This window comes from Pseudomonas hefeiensis (assembly GCF_030687835.1).
GTDB lineage: Bacteria > Pseudomonadota > Gammaproteobacteria > Pseudomonadales > Pseudomonadaceae > Aquipseudomonas > Aquipseudomonas hefeiensis.
Genome location: NZ_CP117449.1, coordinates 5,144,634 through 5,163,624, shown reverse-complemented (window position 1 = coordinate 5,163,624; position 18,991 = coordinate 5,144,634). Strand labels below are relative to the sequence as shown.

Genomic DNA, 18,991 nt, shown 5'->3' with positions numbered 1-18,991 from the left:
CCCCGATGGGCTTCAATCTTTCCGAATGGGCGCTGCGTAATCGCCAGATCGTACTGTTCCTGATGTTGCTGCTGGCAATCGTCGGCGCGCTTTCCTACACCAAGCTCGGCCAGAGCGAAGACCCGCCGTTTACCTTCAAGGCCATGGTCATTCGCACCAACTGGCCGGGGGCCACGGCAGAGGAGGTTTCTCGCCAGGTCACCGAACGCATCGAAAAGAAACTGATGGAAACCGGCGATTACGAAAGAATCGTCTCGTTCTCCCGCCCGGGCGAATCCCAGGTGACCTTCATGGCCCGCGATTCCCTGCATTCGGCGCAGATTCCCGAGTTGTGGTATCAGATCCGCAAGAAAGTCAGCGACATCCGTCACACCTTGCCGCCGGGCATCCAGGGGCCGTTTTTCAACGATGAGTTTGGCACCACCTTCGGCAATATCTATGCGCTGACGGGCGATGGTTTTGACTACGGCGTGCTCAAGGATTACGCCGATCGCATCCAGATCCAGCTGCAACGGGTCAAGGATGTGGGCAAGGTCGAACTGTTGGGGTTGCAGGACGAAAAAATCTGGATCGAACTGTCGAACGTGAAGCTGGCGACCCTCGGCGTACCGCTGGCTGCCGTCCAGCAGGCGTTGGAAGAGCAGAACGCAATATCGACCGCAGGCTTTTTCGAAACCGGCAGCGAGCGAATCCAATTACGGGTATCGGGAAATTTTCAGACAGTAGAAGAGATCCGCGACTTTCCCATTCGTGTCGCTGATCGTACGTTCCGTATCGGCGATGTCGCGGATGTGCATCGCGGTTTCAATGATCCGCCGGCCCCGCGCATGCGCTTCATGGCCGAAGATGCCATTGGTCTGGCCGTGGCGATGAAGGACGGCGGCGACATTCTGATCCTGGGCAAGGCCCTGGAGGCCGAATTCGCCCGTATCCAGAACAACCTGCCGGCCGGCATGCAATTGCGTAAGGTCTCGGACCAGCCGGCGGCGGTGAAAACCGGTGTTGGCGAGTTCGTTCAGGTGCTGGTGGAAGCGTTGACGATCGTGTTGCTGGTGAGCTTCTTCTCCCTCGGGCTGCGGACCGGGATGGTGGTCGCCCTGGCAATTCCGCTGGTGCTGGCGATGACCTTCGCCGCGATGTATTACCTGGGCATCGGCCTGCACAAGATTTCCCTTGGCGCGCTGGTGTTGGCGTTGGGTCTGCTGGTGGATGACGCGATCATCGCGGTCGAGATGATGGCGATCAAAATGGAGCAGGGTTTCGACCGGATCAAGGCCGCCAGCTATGCCTGGACCAGCACGGCATTCCCGATGCTCACCGGTACATTGATCACCGCAGCGGGTTTCTTGCCGATCGCCACGGCGCAATCAGGCACCGGCGAGTACACCCGTTCGATTTTCCAGGTTGTCACCCTGGCGCTACTGGCCTCCTGGGTGGCCGCCGTGGTGTTCGTGCCGTACCTGGGGGAAAAGCTGCTGCCGGACCTGGCGAAAATTCATGCGGCCAAACACGGCACCGCTGATGGCCAGTTCGACCCCTACGGCACGCCGTTCTACCAGCGTGTCCGGCGCTTGGTGGAGTGGTGTGTGCGGCGGCGCAAAACCGTCATCGTGTTGACCGTGCTGTTATTTGTGGGATCGGTGGCGCTGTTTCGTTTTGTGCCGCAACAGTTTTTCCCGGCCTCGGGGCGACTTGAGCTGATGGTCGACCTGAAGCTGGCCGAAGGCGCTTCCCTGAGCAACACCGCTGAGCAGGTCGAGCGCCTTGAAGCGCTGCTCAAAGACCACGCGGGCATCGACAACTACGTGGCTTATGTCGGCACCGGTTCACCGCGCTTCTACCTGCCGCTGGATCAACAACTGCCGGCACCCAGCTTCGCCCAGTTCGTGGTGCTGGCCAAGACTATCGAAGACCGCGAGCCGCTGCGCAGCTGGTTGATCACCACGTTGAACGAGCAATTCCCGGCCCTGCGCTCGCGGGTCACGCGCCTGGAAAACGGCCCGCCGGTTGGTTATCCGGTGCAGTTTCGCGTGACCGGTGAGCACATCGAACAAGTCCGGGCCCAGGCGCGGAAAGTGGCGACCAAGGTTCGTGAAAACCCCTACGTGGCCAACGTGCATCTGGATTGGGAAGAGCCGAGCAAGGTGGTGTACCTGAACGTCGATCAGGACCGCGCCCGAGCGTTGGGTGTGAGTACGGCTAACCTGTCGAGCTTTTTGCGCAGCTCCCTCACCGGCTCCAGCGTCAGCCAATACCGGGAAGACAACGAACTGATCGAGATTCTGCTGCGCGGTACGGTGCATGAGCGCACCGAGTTGTCGCTGCTGCCGAGCCTGGCGGTGCCGACCGACAATGGCACAAGCGTTGCGCTGTCGCAGATCGCGACGCTGGAGTACGGCTTTGAAGAAGGCGTGATCTGGCACCGCAATCGCCTGCCAAGTGTGACCGTGCGGGCCGATATCTACGGCAAGGAACAACCGGCGACCCTGGTGCAGCAGATATTCCCGACCCTGGCCCCGATTCGCGCCGAGTTGCCCGACGGTTATCTGCTGGAAGTGGGCGGTACGGTAGAGGACGCGGCCCGAGGCCAGCAATCGGTGAATGCCGGCGTGCCACTGTTCATCGTCGTGGTGTTGACGTTGTTGATGCTGCAACTGCGCAGTTTCTCCCGCACGGCCATGGTGTTCCTGACGGCGCCCTTGGGGCTGATTGGGGTCACGCTGTTCCTGCTGGTGTTCCGCCAGCCGTTCGGTTTCGTCGCCATGCTGGGCACCATCGCCTTGTCGGGGATGATCATGCGCAACTCGGTGATCCTGGTGGACCAGATCGAACAGGACATCAAGAGTGGGCTCGCCCCGTGGCAGGCGATCATCGAAGCGACTGTGCGACGGTTCCGCCCGATTGTGCTTACCGCGCTGGCGGCGGTACTGGCGATGATCCCGCTGTCACGCAGCCTGTTCTTTGGCCCGATGGCGGTGGCGATCATGGGCGGGCTGATCGTGGCGACGGCGTTGACGCTGTTGTTCCTGCCGGCGTTGTATGCGGCGTGGTTCAGGGTCAAGAAGACCTGATAACCGCAGGCTCATTGTTGAATGTGCCGCCGCCTTCGCGAGCAAGCCCGCTCCCACATTCGACCGTATTCCAAGGGAGGAACGCGGTTAAATGTGGGAGCGGGCTTGCTCGCGAAGAGGGTGTTACAGGCAATCAAGATGCTGATTGAAAACCCCGGCTCAGAGAGTCCCGAAAACCTTCTTGGCCAAACTGCTCGCCGCCGCCGCAGGGTTCTGGCGGATAGTGGCTTCCTGCTTGCCGATCATCTCGAACAAACCGTCCAATGCCTGTTCGGTCACGTAGTTTTCGATGTTGGCGCTTTTGGCGTCCAGTACACCGAAGGTCGCGGCCTGGCCTGCGAACGTGTTGTATTTCTGCGCCAGGCCAACCTTGTCGGTGGCTTGCTTGACGATGGGCAGGAACTTGGCGCGAATCTGCTCGCGGCTGCTCTTGTTCAGGTACTGCGTGGCTGAATCGTTGCCGCCGCTCAGGATACCCTTGGCATCGCTCACGCTCATGTTCTTCACAGCATTGACCAGGATCGGCTGAGCCTGGACGACGGCAGCTTCAGCGGCCTGGTTCATGCTGGTTTCCAGTTGTTCGACCTGGTCCCCCATGCCAAAGGCTTTCATCTTGCTGGCGACTTTACCGAGCTTGCCCGGCAGTTCGATCTTCACGTCCGGGTTGTTGCTGAAGCCACCGGGAGTGCCCAGTTGCTTGACCGCTACTTGGGCGCCTTGGGTCAGTGCGTCCTTGAGGCCGCCGGTGGCGTCTTTCTGCGAGAGGTCAGCCAGGGACAGGGCCATGGTGTTGGCGCAGAACAACAGACTGGCGCACAGGCTGGTGAAACGGAGCGTAGAGCGGAGCATGGCAGCTTCCTTGAAGAAAATTTGAAAGGGAAATCAGCGTGCGGCGTTGACGCGGATCTTCAACGGCTGGGGATCTTTGCCATCGAGCTGCACGGTGTGTTGTTCGGTGGTGATGAACATCAACTGGCCGTCCACTTCAATGCGCGCACTCACGGCATAGCGATGGCCGGGCTTGACCTGTGCCGGATCATAGCTGAGGTGAAAGGGCAGCGGGACCTGACCCTTTACCGGGCCGCTCTGTTCATCGAGCACCACTGCGGGGGCGTCGGCCAGGGACACATCCTGCAGGCTCACGCTTAAGACCGCGGTGGGCGGCAGGGCGATGCGCTGCAGGTAGAACACTTCGCCGTCGAGGCTGTTTTTGCTCGCCAGCGGTGCGCTGGAGCAGGCACTGAGTAGCGTGGCAACGGCTACGAGAAGAAGCTTTTTCATGAGGGCATTTCCATATTGAGGGCGCCAGAGAAAACCTGGCGCCTGTGGGAGTCAGTCCGCAGCCACCGGGGTGACCTGATCTGCCGCATCTTCACTGCGATGCAACGCCACCTGACGGATCGACAAACGGATCTCCGCCGGCAGGACCCGCTTGGCCGCACCTTCGGCCAGTTCACCCAGCAGCTCGTGATAGCTTAGCTTGCCCGCTTCGTCCCGGCGCAGCACGTCCAGGTCCAGCATCGTCTGGATGAAATGCCGGAACAGGCTCTTGTCGAAGAATTCCGGTGCGTTCAGACCGTGCAGGATCGACAGGCGCTGGGCCATGACCGTGCAGAGGTCTTCCAGTTCTTCGGCGCTGATGCTGTTCTGGCCGCTGTTGAGCAGCAGTGAGACGGTCATGTAGAAGCGCTGCAAGGTCTGCGCGATGCTTTTGGACAACAGGGTCAGCAGCACGAAATGCCGCGAACTCGGGGCCGGGCGCAGGTACAGGTCTTTTTCGAAACGCAGCAGCCCTTGTTCGACGAACGCTTCGAGCCATTGGTCGACCACGGCGTCCAGTTCTTCCAGTGACCAGCGAATGAACAATTCCGATTGCAGATAGGGGTACAAGGCGCGGGTGTAGCGCAGGATCTGTTCGCGGCTCATTCGCGAGGTGCTCTGGAAGAAACTCGCCAGCAACGCCGGCAGGGCGAAGATGTGCAGCACGTTGTTGCGGTAGTAGGTCATCAGGACGGCATTCTGCTCGTCCAGATACAGAATCTTGCCCAGGGCATCGCTCTGTTCCGACAGCAGGTCCATGCCTTTGACGTGCTCGATCAGCGCTCGTCCATCGCCCTCGGGCAACGTGGTGTGGGGCGAGTACGGTACTTTGCGCAGCAACGCCAGGTACAGGTCCAGCACCCGGGCCATGGCACGGTCGTCCAGCGCCAGGCGGCTGGTGGACAGCAGCGCCAGGGCGACCAGGTTGACCGGGTTGATGGCCGCCGCTTCGTTCAGGTGCCGCGCCACCCGCTCGCCGAGGCGGTGGGTGGTTGCGTTGAGCCAGGCCGGTTTGAATTGCGGGCCCAGGTCCTGTTGGCGCCAGCCCGGCTGTTCGCCGTCGAGAAACTCCGTCAGTTTGATCGGCTCGCCGAAGTTCACCGCCACCTGGCCGAAGCGCTGCTTGAGGGCGCCGATGACCTTGAAAATGTCGAATATCGATTCTTTCTTCTTGCTCGCTCCACGCAATTCGCCCAGGTAGGTACGGCCTTCGAGGACACGCTCATAGCCGATGTAGACCGGCACGAACACGATGGGCATGCGCGATGAGCGCAGGAAGCTGCGCAGGGTGATGGCGAGCATGCCGGTCTTGGGTTGCAGCATGCGTCCGGTGCGCGAGCGACCGCCCTCGACGAAATACTCCACCGGGAAGCCTTTGGTGAACAGCGTGTGCAGGTATTCGTTGAACACCGCGGTGTAGAGCGGGTTGCCTTTGAAGGTGCGGCGCATGAAAAAAGCCCCGCCACGGCGCAACAGCCCGCCGATCACCGGCATGTTGAGGTTGATGCCGGCGGCGATGTGCGGAGGGGTCAAGCCGTTGCGAAACAGCAGGTACGACAGCAGCAGGTAGTCGATATGGCTGCGGTGACACGGCACATAGATGACTTCGTGGCCCTGGGCAGCTTTCTGCACGCCTTCGATGTGATTGACCTTGATGCCGTCGTAGATCTTGTTCCAGAACCAGCTCAGCACCACTTCCAGGAAACGGATCGCGGTGTAGGTGTAGTCCGAGGCGATTTCGTTGCCGTAGCGCAGGGCCTGGGCCTTGGCTTTTTCCGGGGAGATTTTTTCCCGTTCGGCCTCGTCGGCAATCGCCTGCTTGACCAGCGGCTGGTTCAGCAGGCCCTTGACCAGATTGCGTCGGTGGGAAATGTCGGGGCCAATGACCGCCGCTTTCAAATTGCGAAAATGTACCCGCAGGATCCGCTGGGCCATGCGCACGGTGCGTTCGTGGCCCTTGTCGTGTTCGATCAGTTCGCGCAAATGGATCGGCGCGGAAAACTGCACGCGGGTCTTGCGCCCCAGGATCATGATGCTCAGCAAGCGCCGCAGGCGGCCAGTGACGGCCCAACTGTCGGCGAACAACAGTTTCCACGGGCTGGATTCGCTGTCGGGCGACTGCCCCCAGAACACGCTGACCGGGATGATCTGCGCGTCTTCGGCGGCGTTGTGGGTCAGGGCATTGACCAGCCGCGTCAGGGGCGGCGGCGCGCCACGTTTGTCCTGTCGGCCGAGCCAGTCCGGCGCCGGGGTCAGGTAGAAAAACGCCGCCGGTTCCAGCAAGTTACCCACTGAGACCGGCAGCACCGGACGGGGCAGGCCAGCCTTGGTGCACTCGGTGTCGAGCACCGCCAGGTCAGTGAGCGAAGGATCTTGCAGGACGTAGAACACCGGACGACTGCGGTCGAGGTTGAGGGTGAAGGACGACTGGTTGATCGTCTCGGAGCGAACCCAGAGGTACAACAGTCGGCGCAGGGTGCCAAACACAAGACGGCGGAACGGGGAGCGGGTCATACGGCTTCTGCATGAGTGGATAAGATAAAGCGGCGGCTAGTGTGCCGGATTCGTCGAAAATCGGCAAAAAAGCGCCGAAGTAAAGTCAGTTGAGAGTTTTTGCGTCTGTCATATACTCGGGCGGTTGACTGCCTCTGCCTTCCTCGGGGACGGCCGGACGGCGGCCAAAGATCGTACGGCTTTCTATCGAAAGGCCGACTTAAAAATAAAAACGGGAGTGAGCAATCATGGCAGCACGCGAAACCGGCAATGTGAAGTGGTTCAACGACGCGAAGGGCTATGGCTTCATCCAGCGTGAAGGCGGGGCGGATGTATTCGTGCATTACCGCGCGATCCGTGGCGAAGGCCACCGTTCACTGACTGAAGGCCAGCAGGTCGAGTACGCAGTGGTGGAAGGGCAGAAGGGCTTGCAGGCTGAGGATGTGGTGGGGTTGTAAACCCACTCTTGAAGCCATAGTAGATCCCCCTGTGGGAGATCCCCTGTGGGAGCAAAGCTTGCTCGCGATAGTGGTAGGTCAGCTTGCATCGATGTTGAATGTACCTCCGCCATCGCGAGCAAGCTTTGCTCCCACAGTGCTCCCGCATTGGGATCTGCTTTCACATGGGGGTTGGCTGTATCACGCCGTCTTCCAGGTAATTTCTTCTTCCCCATCGGCGCTGATACGAATCCAGCGATCGGCCGATTCCTCACCTTCTTCTTCCACCCACGAGCCGGGCGCGCAGCGCACTTCGACGTTCAGCGCGGCAAAGGCTGCGCGGGCGCAGGCGATGTCGTCTTCCCACGGGGTCTGGTCGCTTTCCAGGTACAGGCTGTTCCATTTGCCCACGGCCTTGGGCAGCCAGGTCACCGGGATATCGCCTGCCTTGCACTTGTAGGTCTGGCCTTTCTGGACCCAGTCGCTGCACGGGCCCAGGGCCTCACCGAGCCAGGCGGCAATGGCCTTGTGATCGACGTCGGCGTCTTTGAGGTAAATTTCGATATCGGGTTGGCGCATGGATGTCCTCACTGCGGTCTTGAAAAATCCATTCGCGGATTTAACTGGCCTCCGGCGGTTGCCGGAGGCCGGGAATCAAAAGTTATTGAAGAACGAAATAATCGTAGCGCATCGACACCGTGACCTCGAACGGCTCGGGCTGCTCGATCACGCTGGCGCGGCGTTCGGCGCTGGCGCGCCAGCCGTGGGGCGTCATCGCCAACAGGTTGGCGCGGTCCTGGCCGCTGTCGAGCGTCAGCTTGAATTCGAGGGTTTCGCTGTGAGCCAGCACCATGCCCGAAGGCATCAGGGCCAGGTGCTTGTTGTCGGTGTACTCGCGCACTTCGTCGTACAGTCGTTCGCGCAACTCCATCAGGTGGCCGCTGGTCGGGCCGACCTTCATCAGGCCGCCTCCGGGGCTGAGCAGGCGTTTGGCTTCCTGCCAGTCCAGCGGGCTGAACACGCTGGCCAGGAACTGACAGCAGCCGTCCGCCAGGGGGATGCGGGCCATGCTGGCGATCAACCAGGTCAGCCGTGGATCGCGTTTGCAGGCGCGCTTGACCGCTTCCCGGGAAATATCCAGGGCGTAGCCATCGGCATCGGGCAAAGCGTTGGCGATTTGTGCGGTGTAGTAGCCCTCGCCACAGCCGATGTCCAGCCAGCGACCGGGCGCGCGTTCGGCGGCAAGTTCGGCCAGGCGCCGGGCGACCGGGGCGTAATGCCCGGCGTTGAGAAAGTCGCGACGGGCTTGGACCATGGCCAGGTTGTCACCGGGGTCGCGGCTGTTTTTGTGCTGCACGGGCAACAGGTTCAGGTAACCCTGCCGTGCACGGTCGAACCGATGCCCGGCCGGGCAGGCCACACCGTTGTCCACGGCGTTCAGCGGCTCACTGCAGATCGGACAGGCGAGCATCAGGCGAGCAACTTGATCAGCGTCTTGTAGTAGATCTCGGTCAGTACGTCGAGGTCGGCCGCCAGCACGCGTTCGTTGACTTGGTGGATGGTCGCATTGACCGGCCCCAGTTCCACCACTTGGGTGCCCATGGTGGCGATGAAACGGCCATCGGAGGTGCCACCGCTGGTGGATGCCTGGGTCTCACGACCGGTGACATCCTTGATGCTCGAAGACACGGCATCCAGCAAAACGCCTGGTTCGGTGAGGAACGGCAGGCCCGACAACGCCCAATCGATGTGCCAGTCCAGTTGATGTTTGTCGAGGATATCGGCGACGCGTTTTTGCAAGCCTTCGACTGTGGACTCGGTGGAGAAGCGGAAGTTGAACACCGCCACCAGGTCGCCGGGGATCACGTTGGTCGCGCCAGTGCCGGAGTTGAGGTTGGAAATCTGGAAACTGGTGGGCGGGAAGAAGTCGTTGCCGTGATCCCAATGCTCGGCGGCCAACTCTGCCAGCGCCGCAGCCGCCAGGTGGATGGGGTTCTTCGCCAGGTGCGGATAGGCCACGTGGCCTTGCTTGCCGCGCACCGTCAGTTTGGCGCCGAGGGAGCCGCGGCGGCCGTTCTTGACCACGTCACCCACCAGGGTGGTGCTCGACGGCTCGCCGACGATGCACCAGTCCAGGCGTTCCTGGCGGGCCTTGAGGCGCTCGACCACGGCCTTGGTGCCATGGTGGGCCGGGCCTTCTTCATCGCTGGTGATCAGAAAGGCGATCGAGCCTTTGTGGTCCGGGTAGTCGGCGACAAACCGTTCGGCTGCGACCACCATCGCCGCCAGGCTGCCTTTCATGTCCGCCGCGCCACGGCCACACAGCATGCCGTGTTCATCAATGACCGCATCGAACGGGTCGAGCTGCCAGGCCTGCACCGGACCGGTCGGCACCACGTCGGTGTGCCCGGCGAAACACAGCACCGGACCGTCATGCTTGCCATGGCTGGCCCAGAAGTTATCCACATCCTCGATGCGCATCGGTTCGAGCGTAAAACCCGCGCTGCCCAGGCGCTGCATCATCAGTTTCTGACAATCGGCATCCACCGGCGTCACGGACGGACGGCGGATCAGGTCGCAGGCGAGTTGCAGGGTCGGCGAGAGGTCGGCGTGGGCCGTCATGGAAAACTCCGAAAGCTGGAAAGAAGATCACAGTCCATGTGGGAGCGGGCTTGCTCGCGAAGGCGTCATCACTGACGCTAAAAGCTTCGCGAGCAAGCCCGCTCCCACAGGTACTGAGTTCGACCGTTGGATTGTATTCGGTCGAGGCTTACAAAATGGCGGTTATCTTATAGCAAAACGACCACCATGGGCTCCCGGGACGGGACAGGTGGAGCACAAAAACTGTGGGAGCGGGCCTGCTCGCGATGCGGTGGATCAGTCGACATTGATATTGACTGAACCGACGCCATCGCGAGCAGGCTCGCTCCCACGGAGGTTTTGCTTAAATTGCTACGACAAAGCCCTATAATGCGCGCCGGTTTTTGGGGTAATGGTCATGAGTACAGAAGATCCACGGTTTGCCGGTATCGCCCGTTTGTACGGCATCGAAGGCCTGGAGCGCCTGCGGGCGGCCCATGTGGCGATTGTCGGGGTGGGCGGCGTCGGTTCCTGGGCGGCGGAAGCCATCGCCCGTTGCGGCGTGGGCGAGATTTCGTTATTCGATCTGGACGATGTCTGCGTCAGCAACGCCAACCGCCAACTGCACGCCCTGGACAGCACCGTCGGCAAACCCAAGGTCGAGGTGATGGCCGAGCGCCTGCGCGGCATCAACCCCGACTGCACGGTGCATGCCGTGGCGGATTTCGTCACCCGCGACACCATGGCCGAATACATCACGCCGAACATTGACTGCGTGATTGACTGCATCGACAGCGTCAATGCCAAGGCGGCGCTGATCGCCTGGTGCAAGCGCCGCAAGATCCAGATCATCACCACCGGCGGCGCGGGCGGGCAGATCGACCCGACGCTGATCCAGGTGTGCGACTTGAACCGCACGTTCAACGATCCGCTGGCCTCGAAAGTGCGTTCTACCTTGCGCCGCGACTACGGTTTTTCCCGCACCGTGACCCGCCACTACAGCGTGCCCTGCGTGTTCTCGACCGAACAATTGCGCTACCCCAAACCCGACGGCAGCATCTGCTTGCAGAAGAGTTTTGTCGGCGATGGCGTCAAACTCGACTGCGCCGGTGGGTTCGGCGCGGTGATGATGGTGACCGCGACATTCGGCATGGTCGCGGCGACCAAGGCTGTGGATAAGATTGTGGCGGGTGTGCGACGGCCGGCTGACCGGGTCAAGCCCGAATAGTGACCGCTCTTGTGGCGAGGGGATTTATCCCCGCTGGGCTGCGAAGCAGCCCCCAAACCAGGCAACTCAGTATGCCAAGAGGATTGAGGTCACAGCTCTAGAGGGGCTGCTTCGCAGCCCAACGGGGATAAATCCCCTCGCCACAATCATTGCGTCAATTCGCGCATCCGCTTCAACACCGCATTCAAGCCATTGCTACGCGATGGCGACAGCTGCCGCGACAATCCCAGCTGATTGAACCAACCCGGCAAATCCACCTGCTGCAACTCGGCAGCGGACAATCCGTTGACCCGCGCCAACAGCAACGCCACCAGCCCACGAATCAACCGTGCATCGCTGCTGGCGGAGAACTGCCACTGCCCGTCCTGCAGCTGTCCCACCAGCCACACCTGACTTTCACAGCCGCTGACCAGATTGGTCTCGCATTTGTCGGCATCGCTCAAGGGCGGCAAACGCTCGCCCCATTGCATCAGCAGCCGGGCGCGCTGTTCCCACCCCGATGCGTCCCGAAAGACTTGCAGCGCTGCGGCCGCGTCGGCCGGCAGGCTCATCGGAGCATCTCCAGGGCCTGGTCCAGCGCTTCGAAGAAGCGTTCGATATCGGCGGAGTCGTTGTACAGCGCCAGCGACACGCGAATCGCCCCCGATAACTTCAGGTGCTTGAACAGCGGCATGGCGCAGTGATGCCCGGCACGTACGGCGATGCCTTGTTCGGTCAGCAAGTGGGCCAGGTCGGCGTTGTGCACGCCTTCGACCACGAAGCTGACCAGGGCCAGGCTCGGATTGCCTACCAGGCGTACGCCGTTGCGCGCCAGCAGCCCGTGGAGCAGGTAGTCATGCAGCGCTGCTTCATGGTCGCTGACCGTTTGCGGGTCGAGGCCGGACAGGTAGTCGAGGGTCGCGCCCAGGCCGATCACACTGGCAATCGGCGGCGTGCCGGCTTCGAAGCCCAGTGGTGCCGGACGGAACGTGGCGCTGTGGTAGTCGGCCTGTTGCACCATCTCGCCGCCGAACTGCCAATGACGCAGTTGATGAAGCGCTTCGGTGCGGCCGAACAACACGCCCAGTCCTTCGGGGCCATAGAGCTTATGGCTGGAAAATACATAAAAGTCGCAACCCAGTGCCTGCACATCGTGACGGCCATGCACCACGCCTTGGGCGGCATCGATCACTGTCAGCGCGCCATGGGCCTTGGCCAGGGCTAATAGCGCTGGTAAGGGCTGCCAGGTGCCCAGCACGTTGGACAACTGGCTCACCGCCAGCAGGCGCGTACGTGGCCCGATCAGATCGGCGGCGGCGCTGATATCGATCACTCCATCGGCATCCAGCGGCAACACCACCAGCGTCAACGCACGACGCTCGGCCAGTTGTTGCCACGGCAGCAGGTTGGCGTGGTGTTCCAGGGCGCTGATGACGATTTCATCGCCCGGATTGAAAAGATGTTCCAGCCCATAGGCCAGAAGATTCAGCGCCGAAGTGGCGCCATGGGTGAAGACGATTTGCCCGCAATCCGCTGCATTGAGCCATTGCGAGACTTTGAGTCGGCTGTCTTCGAACGCCTGGGTCGCATGGGCGCCCGGCAAATGCTGCGCGCGGTGCACGTTGGCCGCGCCATTGGCGTAGTAATGCGCCAGGGCGTCCAGCAGGGCTTGGGGTTTTTGCGTGGTGGCGGCGTTGTCCAGGTAGGTCTGGCCTTGCCGTTGCAGGGCGGCGATGGCCGGGAAGTCGGCGCGCCAGGGGGATTGGATCAACATGCTTTCGGGCCCTGCTGGAGTGACGCCGGACCCTGCGGGAGCGGGCTTTTTTTTGTGGGAGCCGAGCTTGCTCGCGATGGCAGCGACACGGTTTACGGTGAGACCGCGTCATCGTTCATTCGCGAGCAAGCTTTGCTCCCACAAAAAAAGCTCGCTCCCACAGGTGAGGGTGTGAAGCGGCTTAGTTGTGGGCGTGCAGTGCAGCGTTCAGTTCGATGGCCGACTTGTGAGTCTTGCATTCCACCGCGCCGGTCTCGGAGTTGCGACGGAACAACAGGTCGGGCTGGCCGGCCAGTTCGCGGGCCTTGACCACCTTGACCAACTGGTTGTTCTCGTCCAGCAGCGCCACCTTGGTGCCGGCGGTCACGTACAGGCCCGACTCCACGGTGTTGCGGTCACCCAGCGGAATGCCGATGCCGGCGTTGGCGCCGATCAGACAGCCTTCGCCAACCTTGATCACGATGTTGCCACCGCCCGACAGGGTGCCCATGGTCGAGCAACCGCCGCCCAGGTCCGAGCCCTTGCCGACGAACACGCCAGCCGATACACGGCCTTCGATCATGCCTGGTCCTTCAGTGCCGGCGTTGAAGTTGACGAAACCTTCGTGCATCACCGTGGTGCCTTCGCCCACATAGGCGCCCAGGCGGATCCGCGCGGCATCGGCGATACGCACGCCGGCCGGGACCACGTAGTCGGTCATTTTCGGGAACTTGTCCACCGAGAACACTTCCAGCAGCTCGCCGCGCAGACGGGCTTCGAGCTGGTGCTCGGCCAGTTCGCTCAGATCGATTGCGCCCTGGCTGGTCCAGGCTACGTTCGGCAGCAGCGGGAAAATACCGGTCAGGTTCAGGCCATGAGGCTTGACCAGGCGGTGGGACAACAGATGCAGCTTGAGGTAGGCCTCGGGCGTGGAGCTCAGTGGTGCGTCTTCAGCCAGCAGGGTGGCGACCAGCGGCTTGTGGCTCTCGGCCAGACGGGTCAGCAACGCGGCTTGCGCGGCATCGACGCCCTTGAGCGCGTCAGCCAGTTGCGAAGCCTGGGCGGTGGTGAAGGTGATGGCCTGGTTGCCTTCGCTATAGGCCAGAATCGGCGCGATGGCCTTGACGATCTCGGCCGAAGGGTTGAGCAACGGTTGGGCGTAGAACACTTCCAGCCAGGTGCCTTGACGGTTTTGCGTGCCGACACCGAAGGCCAGGCTGAACAGAGTACTGGACATGAAATTACCTCTACAAAATGGACTGGGCAGGTTTACTTGATCTCTGCCGCATAAATATCTGGCTTGAAGCCAATCAGGGTTCGGTCACCGAGATCAAGCACCGGGCGCTTGATCATCGAGGGTTGGGCGAGCATCAGTTCGATGGCTTTCGTCTGGTCGAGATCGGCTTTACGTTCGTCGTCGAGTTTGCGAAAGGTCGTACCGGCACGGTTCAACACCACTTGCCAGCCATGCTCGTTGCACCATTGGGTCAGGTGCTCACGGTCGATGCCGGCGGTTTTGTAATCGTGAAAGTCATAGCTGACAGCGTGTTCATCGAGCCAGGTGCGCGCCTTTTTCATCGTGTCACAGGCTTTGGTGCCGAAAAGGTGCAACGTTTTGCTTGAATCGGTCAAGGAATTGCCCCCTTTGCAGGTGCTGGAAATAAAAGGTGAAGGATTATGCCATGACCGGACGGTTTGGCGACGGCCCAGATCGGCATGCCCCCAAACCTGTGGGAGCAAAGCTTGCTCGCGATACAGGCGACACGGTTCAACTGCAAGACTGCGCCATCGTTCATCGCGAGCAAGCTCAGCTCCCACAGGCTCATTCCACAGAGCGGGCTGCGACATAGGTACAACGGCTACGCCCATGCTAAGCGGTTAATATGGCACTTCAACGGCAAGCTGTTGCCGGATGTGTGTCGCTGTAAATGGAAACTCGTTATGCAAAGCGCTTATACCGTGCTGATCCTGTTGACGCTCGTGGGTGTTTCGCGGCTGATCGGCCGGTTGATCCCGTTGCCGTTGCCCTTGGTGCAGATCGGCGCAGGGGCGTTGCTGGCCTGGCCATCCCTGGGTTTGCATGTAACGCTCAATCCAGAGTTGTTCCTGTTTTTATTCCTGCCGCCACTGCTGTTCTCCGATGGCTGGCGCATGCCCAAGCGCGAATTCTGGCGCCTGCGCGGGCCGATCCTGACGCTGGCGGTGGGGCTGGTGCTGTTTACGGTGGTGGGCGCCGGTTATTTCATTCACTGGCTGCTGCCGAGCATCCCGCTGGCGGTGGCGTTTGCCCTGGCGGCGGTCCTGTCGCCGACCGACGCGGTGGCGGTGTCGGCGATTGCCCGCGATCGCTTGCCCGCGCCGTTGATGCACATGCTCCAGGGCGAAGCGCTGATGAACGACGCATCGGGCCTGGTCACCTTCAAGTTCGCCCTGGCGGCGGCGATCACCGGGGTGTTTTCCCTGGCGGGCGCGAGCCTGACCTTCGTGCTGGTGGCGATCGGTGGACTGCTGGTCGGCGTGGCCTTGAGTTGGCTGGTAGGCCGTATGCGGGCCTGGATGATCGGGCGCGGCTGGGACGATCCGGCCACACATGTAGTGTTCATGTTGCTGCTGCCATTCGCGGCCTATGTGCTGGCTGAACGCTTGGGCGCTTCGGGGATTCTCTCGGCGGTGGCGGCCGGCATGATGCAGAGCTGGCTCGACCTGCTGCCGCGCCAGACCGGCACGCGGTTGCTCAATCGCAGCGTCTGGTCGCTGCTGGAGTTTGCCTTCAACGGCTTGATCTTCCTGCTGCTGGGCCTGCAATTGCCGGACATCGCCAAGGCGGTGACCAGCCATGAAACCACATTGTGGCCGACGCTGTTCTACCGCTGCCTGGACGTGGTGGCGATTTTCCTGGTGTTGCTGGTGCTGCGGTTTGTCTGGGTGCAAAGCACTTGGCGCGTGTCCGGGCTATTGCGCCGCTGGCGTGGCAAAGGCGAGTTGACCCTGGTGCCGACGGCACGTTCTTGCTGGTTGTTGACCTTCGGCGGTGTGCGCGGGGCGGTGACGTTGGCGGGGGTGCTGTCGGTGCCGTTGCTGCTGGGGGCGGGGGAAGCGTTTCCCGAGCGGGACTTGCTGATCTTCATTGCCGCCGGGGTGATTCTGTTGTCGCTGATCGCGGCCTGCGTCGCCCTGCCACTGCTGTTACGGGGCATTGAGAAGAGCCCTGACGACAAGCGCCGCAACGAAGTTCGCGATGCCTGGCGCAAAACTGCTGAAGCGGCGATCCATGCGCTGGAGGTGGACGAAACGAGCGAGGCTGCCAGCGCGCCCGACGCGACCCAAGCGGCGCTGGCGGCGGAGCTCAAAGCACGACTGATGTCTGAGTATCGCCACCAGCTCGACGTATTCAACGACTCCGCCGAAGCCCAGGCATTGGCGTTCGAGATGGACCTGCTGGAACGCCGGCTGCGCTTGAAGGCCTATCGGGCGCAGCGGCTGGAGTTGTATCGCCTCAGCCGTCATCACCAGATTGGGGATGACGTGCTGCGTGAGGTGCTGGGGGAGTTGGATCTGGCGGAGGCGAATTTGGGGTTGGGTAAATAGCAGCCATGGCGCAAAGCTAATTGTGGCGAGGGGATTTATCCCCGTTGGACTGCGCAGCAGTCCCAAAGCTGTCAATTCAAGCTGTCTGACACAGCGCGTTGTTAGCTTTGAGGGCTGCTTCGCAGCCCAGCGGGGATAAATCCCCTCGCCACAGGATAGATCACCACCACTTTGCGGATCTTCGGCATTTCAGGCGCAACAAAGCCCGGTGTGCCTTGTTCTCATAGAAAGCAAAGCCGCCCGAAGGCGGCTTCAATCGACACGCAGTTGAGCTTGCTCCGCCCCGTCTGCGCGGCTGGGTCAGCCCTGAGAGGGACCCAGACTCCGGCCAGCTTTCGCTGGTGACGGGGGCGATCATGGCTACTGGTATTAGCGAATTCAAGCCAGCTTGATTCTTGAAACAGGGCTGCATGAGATTTGTTGAAGTGTTAAACCCGTAAAATCAATGGCTTGCTTTAGGGGGCGCGTTTTATTTCTTTTCTTGTCTGAGCAAGCGATTGTGGTCTGTCAGACGCACCGAAGTTTCCGACAAGTTTTTAAGGTTGTCCGTCGGAAGCGAGGGCTCTAGCCTCTGGGTGTCGCTGCCAATTCAGCGACCGGACGTGAGAATCCGAACTCCTCTAGGCGCGCAGGCGCCGACCATATAAAGTGCAGGCGATTTTTCGTCTGCGCATTATGTTATGGCGGCCGTGCGCGGGCATGCTTCGGCATGGCCGGGCTTCTAGAGACTCGGATTCTCACCCCGCGTACGGCTGCCACCCTCCGGTCCGTGAGAAGACTCGGTGGCGGCTCCCAATTCTCTAGGAGCTATAAACATGATCAAAGAAACTCCCAATCCTCCAAAGCCTGCCTCCACTTTCCCCTACGGCGACTACGCCCCGGAAAAGCTACAAGAAGCCGCTGATCGTGCGCTGGACCACTACCTCAAACCTGACGACAGCAACTCAGAACCCAAGCCCTCAGTACAGCTATTCACTGTGGCTGAAGGTATCGACACCGAAGTGTTGCTGGCCAACCTCAGTGAAACCCTGGCTTCGGCCAATGCAATGCTCAACGACCTTGCCTTCGATCAGGACGGCTCGCGACGGCATGTAGCATTGGGAGTGGCCCAGATGATTGAGTTGGGGATGTTGTTGGCGAACAAGTGCCTGGATCGGGTAGAGCTTCGGACTTGATGTAATAGTGCCGGCCTCATCGCGAGCAAGCTTTGCTCCCACAGGATCCGGTATCGGTCACAAACTTTGTGAACAACACCAAACCACTGTGGGAGCAAAGCTTGCTCGCGATAAATCGAAAGGCAATTACAAAAATATCAGTGAAGCACTGAACCTGTGGCGAGGGGATTTATCCCCGTTGGACTGCGAAGCAGCCCTAAAGCAGTGAACTCAATCTTTCTGGCACACCGAGTTGCCTGTTTGGGGGCCGCTTCGCAGCCCAGCGGGGATGAATCCCCTCGCCACAACAGCGCTTATGCGTGAGCCTCTTCCTGCTCAGGAACCAGCCGCACTTCCACTCTCTGACCCAACGCACGCGCTGCGCTGGCAAGCGTTGCCAGCGTCATTCCTGCATCGTTCTGATCCAACGCACGATCAACAGCAGTGCGACTGGTGTGCATCCGCTGTGCAAGGGCCTTTTTGGTCACTTTCTGAAGTTTCATTGCTTCGGCAATCTGCCAGGCAATAACGCGTTTGAGCGCAGCGGCGGAAACTTCTTCGGCGATACCTTGCTCGGCGAGGAAGTCGTCAAAATCAGATCCGATGTGCTTGTTCATTTGCTGTGCCTCATAGTCTTGCTTTGCGCTGCTTGGCGGTTGCCATGTCGGTGGTTGGCGTTTTTTGACTTTTCTTTATGAAAGCGTGGAGTAGAACCATGTCAGAGCCCACTACGGTGAAGAGAACGCGGGATGGTATCTCCAAGGTCAATCCTGACCTCCCATAGCCCAGTGTCCAGTTTGCGAACCACCGGCATACCTATCGGCCACCCAATCTGAACAGTCTTGATGTCAGTCCCGATCATTCGTCTGTGCTCGCGAGGCAGGTCAGTCAGCCATTCGCGAACGGGCTCATTCCCGGCGTCTGTGCGGAAGAAACGTACGTTTAGTATGGGGGCAATATCAACCATGAATGGAGTGTACCGAAATAGGTGCATTTCGCAAGCTGGGTTGCTACTGAGAATTTGTACAGGATCCTGAGATTACGGACATCTCCTGGCCTCGACCTATGCGATGCTCAGCGATCTGGTGTTTGACCTGAACGGTTCGCGGCGGCATGTAGCGTTGGGGGGGCCGATGATTGAGTTGGGGATGTTGTTGGCGAACAAGTGCCTGGACCGGGTAGAGCTTCGGACTTGATGTAATAAGTGCCGGCCTCATCGCGAGCAAGCTTTGCTCCCACAGGAGGCGGGTGTCGGTCACAAACTTTGTGAACAACACCAAACCGCTGTGGGAGCAAAGCTTGCTCGCGATAAATCGAAAGGCAAATACACAAATACCTGTGAAGCACTGAACCTGTGGTGAGGGGATAAATCCCCTCGCCACAACAGC

At 60.7% G+C, this 18,991-nt stretch carries 16 protein-coding genes and 2 pseudogenes; 6 read left to right on the top strand and 12 right to left on the bottom strand.

Annotation, left to right across the window (positions count from 1 at the left end; genetic code table 11):
• Positions 1–5: 5 nt before the first annotated feature.
• Positions 6–3,071 carry an efflux RND transporter permease subunit gene (locus PSH57_RS23220; RefSeq protein ID WP_305416129.1) on the top strand — a complete coding sequence of 1,022 codons (3,066 nt, stop codon included), beginning with the start codon at positions 6–8 and terminating at the stop codon, positions 3,069–3,071.
• Positions 3,072–3,230: 159 nt separating this feature from the next.
• On the opposite strand, the gene PSH57_RS23215 is transcribed toward PSH57_RS23220, so the two are convergent.
• From PSH57_RS23215 to plsB, 3 genes are read right to left on the bottom strand one after another with little or no spacing between them, the layout of a single operon-like run.
• Positions 3,231–3,920 carry a DUF4197 domain-containing protein gene (locus tag PSH57_RS23215; RefSeq protein ID WP_305385756.1) on the bottom strand — a complete coding sequence of 230 codons (690 nt, stop codon included), beginning with the start codon at positions 3,918–3,920 and terminating at the stop codon, positions 3,231–3,233.
• A 33-nt stretch (positions 3,921–3,953) separates the two neighbouring features.
• On the bottom strand, positions 3,954–4,352 hold the full coding sequence (locus PSH57_RS23210; protein ID WP_047227547.1) for a YbaY family lipoprotein: 399 nt from the start codon (positions 4,350–4,352) through the stop codon (positions 3,954–3,956).
• A gap of 51 nt (positions 4,353–4,403) precedes the next feature.
• Positions 4,404–6,905 (bottom strand): glycerol-3-phosphate 1-O-acyltransferase PlsB, encoded by a 2,502-nt coding sequence (plsB, locus tag PSH57_RS23205; RefSeq protein WP_305416126.1) that lies wholly within the window; start codon positions 6,903–6,905, stop codon positions 4,404–4,406.
• A 227-nt stretch (positions 6,906–7,132) separates the two neighbouring features.
• Between plsB and PSH57_RS23200 the strand changes: the two genes are divergently transcribed.
• Entirely contained in the window at positions 7,133–7,342 is a 210-nt protein-coding gene (locus PSH57_RS23200) for a cold-shock protein (protein ID WP_003184959.1), read from the top strand.
• A gap of 180 nt (positions 7,343–7,522) precedes the next feature.
• On the opposite strand, the gene PSH57_RS23195 is transcribed toward PSH57_RS23200, so the two are convergent.
• The 3 genes from PSH57_RS23195 to dapE all read right to left on the bottom strand — a co-directional run bounded on the left by PSH57_RS23195 (position 7,523) and on the right by dapE (position 9,943).
• Complete coding sequence (locus tag PSH57_RS23195; RefSeq protein ID WP_305385755.1) at positions 7,523–7,900, bottom strand: hypothetical protein; 378 nt, start codon at positions 7,898–7,900, stop codon at positions 7,523–7,525.
• Between the two features lie 82 nt (positions 7,901–7,982).
• Positions 7,983–8,792, bottom strand: a complete 810-nt coding sequence (locus PSH57_RS23190) for a putative RNA methyltransferase (protein ID WP_305385754.1) — start codon at positions 8,790–8,792, stop codon at positions 7,983–7,985.
• A complete protein-coding gene (gene dapE, locus PSH57_RS23185) occupies positions 8,792–9,943 on the bottom strand; it encodes a succinyl-diaminopimelate desuccinylase (protein ID WP_305385753.1) in 1,152 nt (383 codons plus the stop codon). Before dapE ends, PSH57_RS23190 begins: the two co-directional genes overlap by 1 nt.
• Positions 9,944–10,319: 376 nt before the next feature.
• On the opposite strand from dapE, the gene tcdA reads away from it, so the two are divergent.
• On the top strand, positions 10,320–11,129 hold the full coding sequence (gene tcdA, locus PSH57_RS23180; protein ID WP_390178971.1) for a tRNA cyclic N6-threonylcarbamoyladenosine(37) synthase TcdA: 810 nt from the start codon (positions 10,320–10,322) through the stop codon (positions 11,127–11,129).
• Between the two features lie 146 nt (positions 11,130–11,275).
• Here the strand turns inward: tcdA and PSH57_RS23175 are convergent, their stop codons facing one another.
• From PSH57_RS23175 to PSH57_RS23160, 4 genes are all read right to left on the bottom strand, one after another.
• Positions 11,276–11,680, bottom strand: coding sequence for a SufE family protein (locus PSH57_RS23175; protein WP_305385752.1), 405 nt, complete (start codon positions 11,678–11,680; stop codon positions 11,276–11,278).
• A complete protein-coding gene (locus tag PSH57_RS23170) occupies positions 11,677–12,882 on the bottom strand; it encodes an aminotransferase class V-fold PLP-dependent enzyme (RefSeq protein WP_305385751.1) in 1,206 nt (401 codons plus the stop codon). The genes PSH57_RS23175 and PSH57_RS23170 overlap by 4 nt, the downstream gene beginning before the upstream one ends.
• Before the next feature lie 181 nt (positions 12,883–13,063).
• On the bottom strand, positions 13,064–14,098 hold the full coding sequence (gene dapD, locus PSH57_RS23165) for a 2,3,4,5-tetrahydropyridine-2,6-dicarboxylate N-succinyltransferase (RefSeq protein WP_305385750.1): 1,035 nt from the start codon (positions 14,096–14,098) through the stop codon (positions 13,064–13,066).
• A 32-nt stretch (positions 14,099–14,130) separates the two neighbouring features.
• Positions 14,131–14,493, bottom strand: a complete 363-nt coding sequence (locus PSH57_RS23160; protein ID WP_305444750.1) for an ArsC family reductase — start codon at positions 14,491–14,493, stop codon at positions 14,131–14,133.
• 309 nt (positions 14,494–14,802) lie between these two features.
• On the opposite strand from PSH57_RS23160, the gene PSH57_RS23155 reads away from it, so the two are divergent.
• Positions 14,803–16,449 (top strand): Na+/H+ antiporter, encoded by a 1,647-nt coding sequence (locus PSH57_RS23155; protein ID WP_305385749.1) that lies wholly within the window; start codon positions 14,803–14,805, stop codon positions 16,447–16,449.
• 815 nt (positions 16,450–17,264) lie between these two features.
• Entirely contained in the window at positions 17,265–17,624 is a 360-nt protein-coding gene (locus PSH57_RS23150) for a DUF6124 family protein (RefSeq protein WP_305385748.1), read from the top strand.
• Between the two features lie 293 nt (positions 17,625–17,917).
• Here PSH57_RS23150 and PSH57_RS23145 read toward each other — a convergent pair whose 3' ends face one another.
• Both PSH57_RS23145 and PSH57_RS23140 read right to left on the bottom strand, forming a co-directional pair.
• Positions 17,918–18,220, bottom strand: coding sequence for an XRE family transcriptional regulator (locus PSH57_RS23145; protein WP_057448352.1), 303 nt, complete (start codon positions 18,218–18,220; stop codon positions 17,918–17,920).
• A gap of 10 nt (positions 18,221–18,230) precedes the next feature.
• Positions 18,231–18,597 (bottom strand): annotated as a pseudogene (locus PSH57_RS23140) (type II toxin-antitoxin system RelE/ParE family toxin).
• A 58-nt stretch (positions 18,598–18,655) separates the two neighbouring features.
• On the opposite strand from PSH57_RS23140, the pseudogene PSH57_RS29405 reads away from it, so the two are divergent.
• Positions 18,656–18,799: pseudogene (locus PSH57_RS29405) on the top strand (DUF6124 family protein); the annotation flags it as partial.
• Positions 18,800–18,991 lie beyond the last annotated feature (192 nt).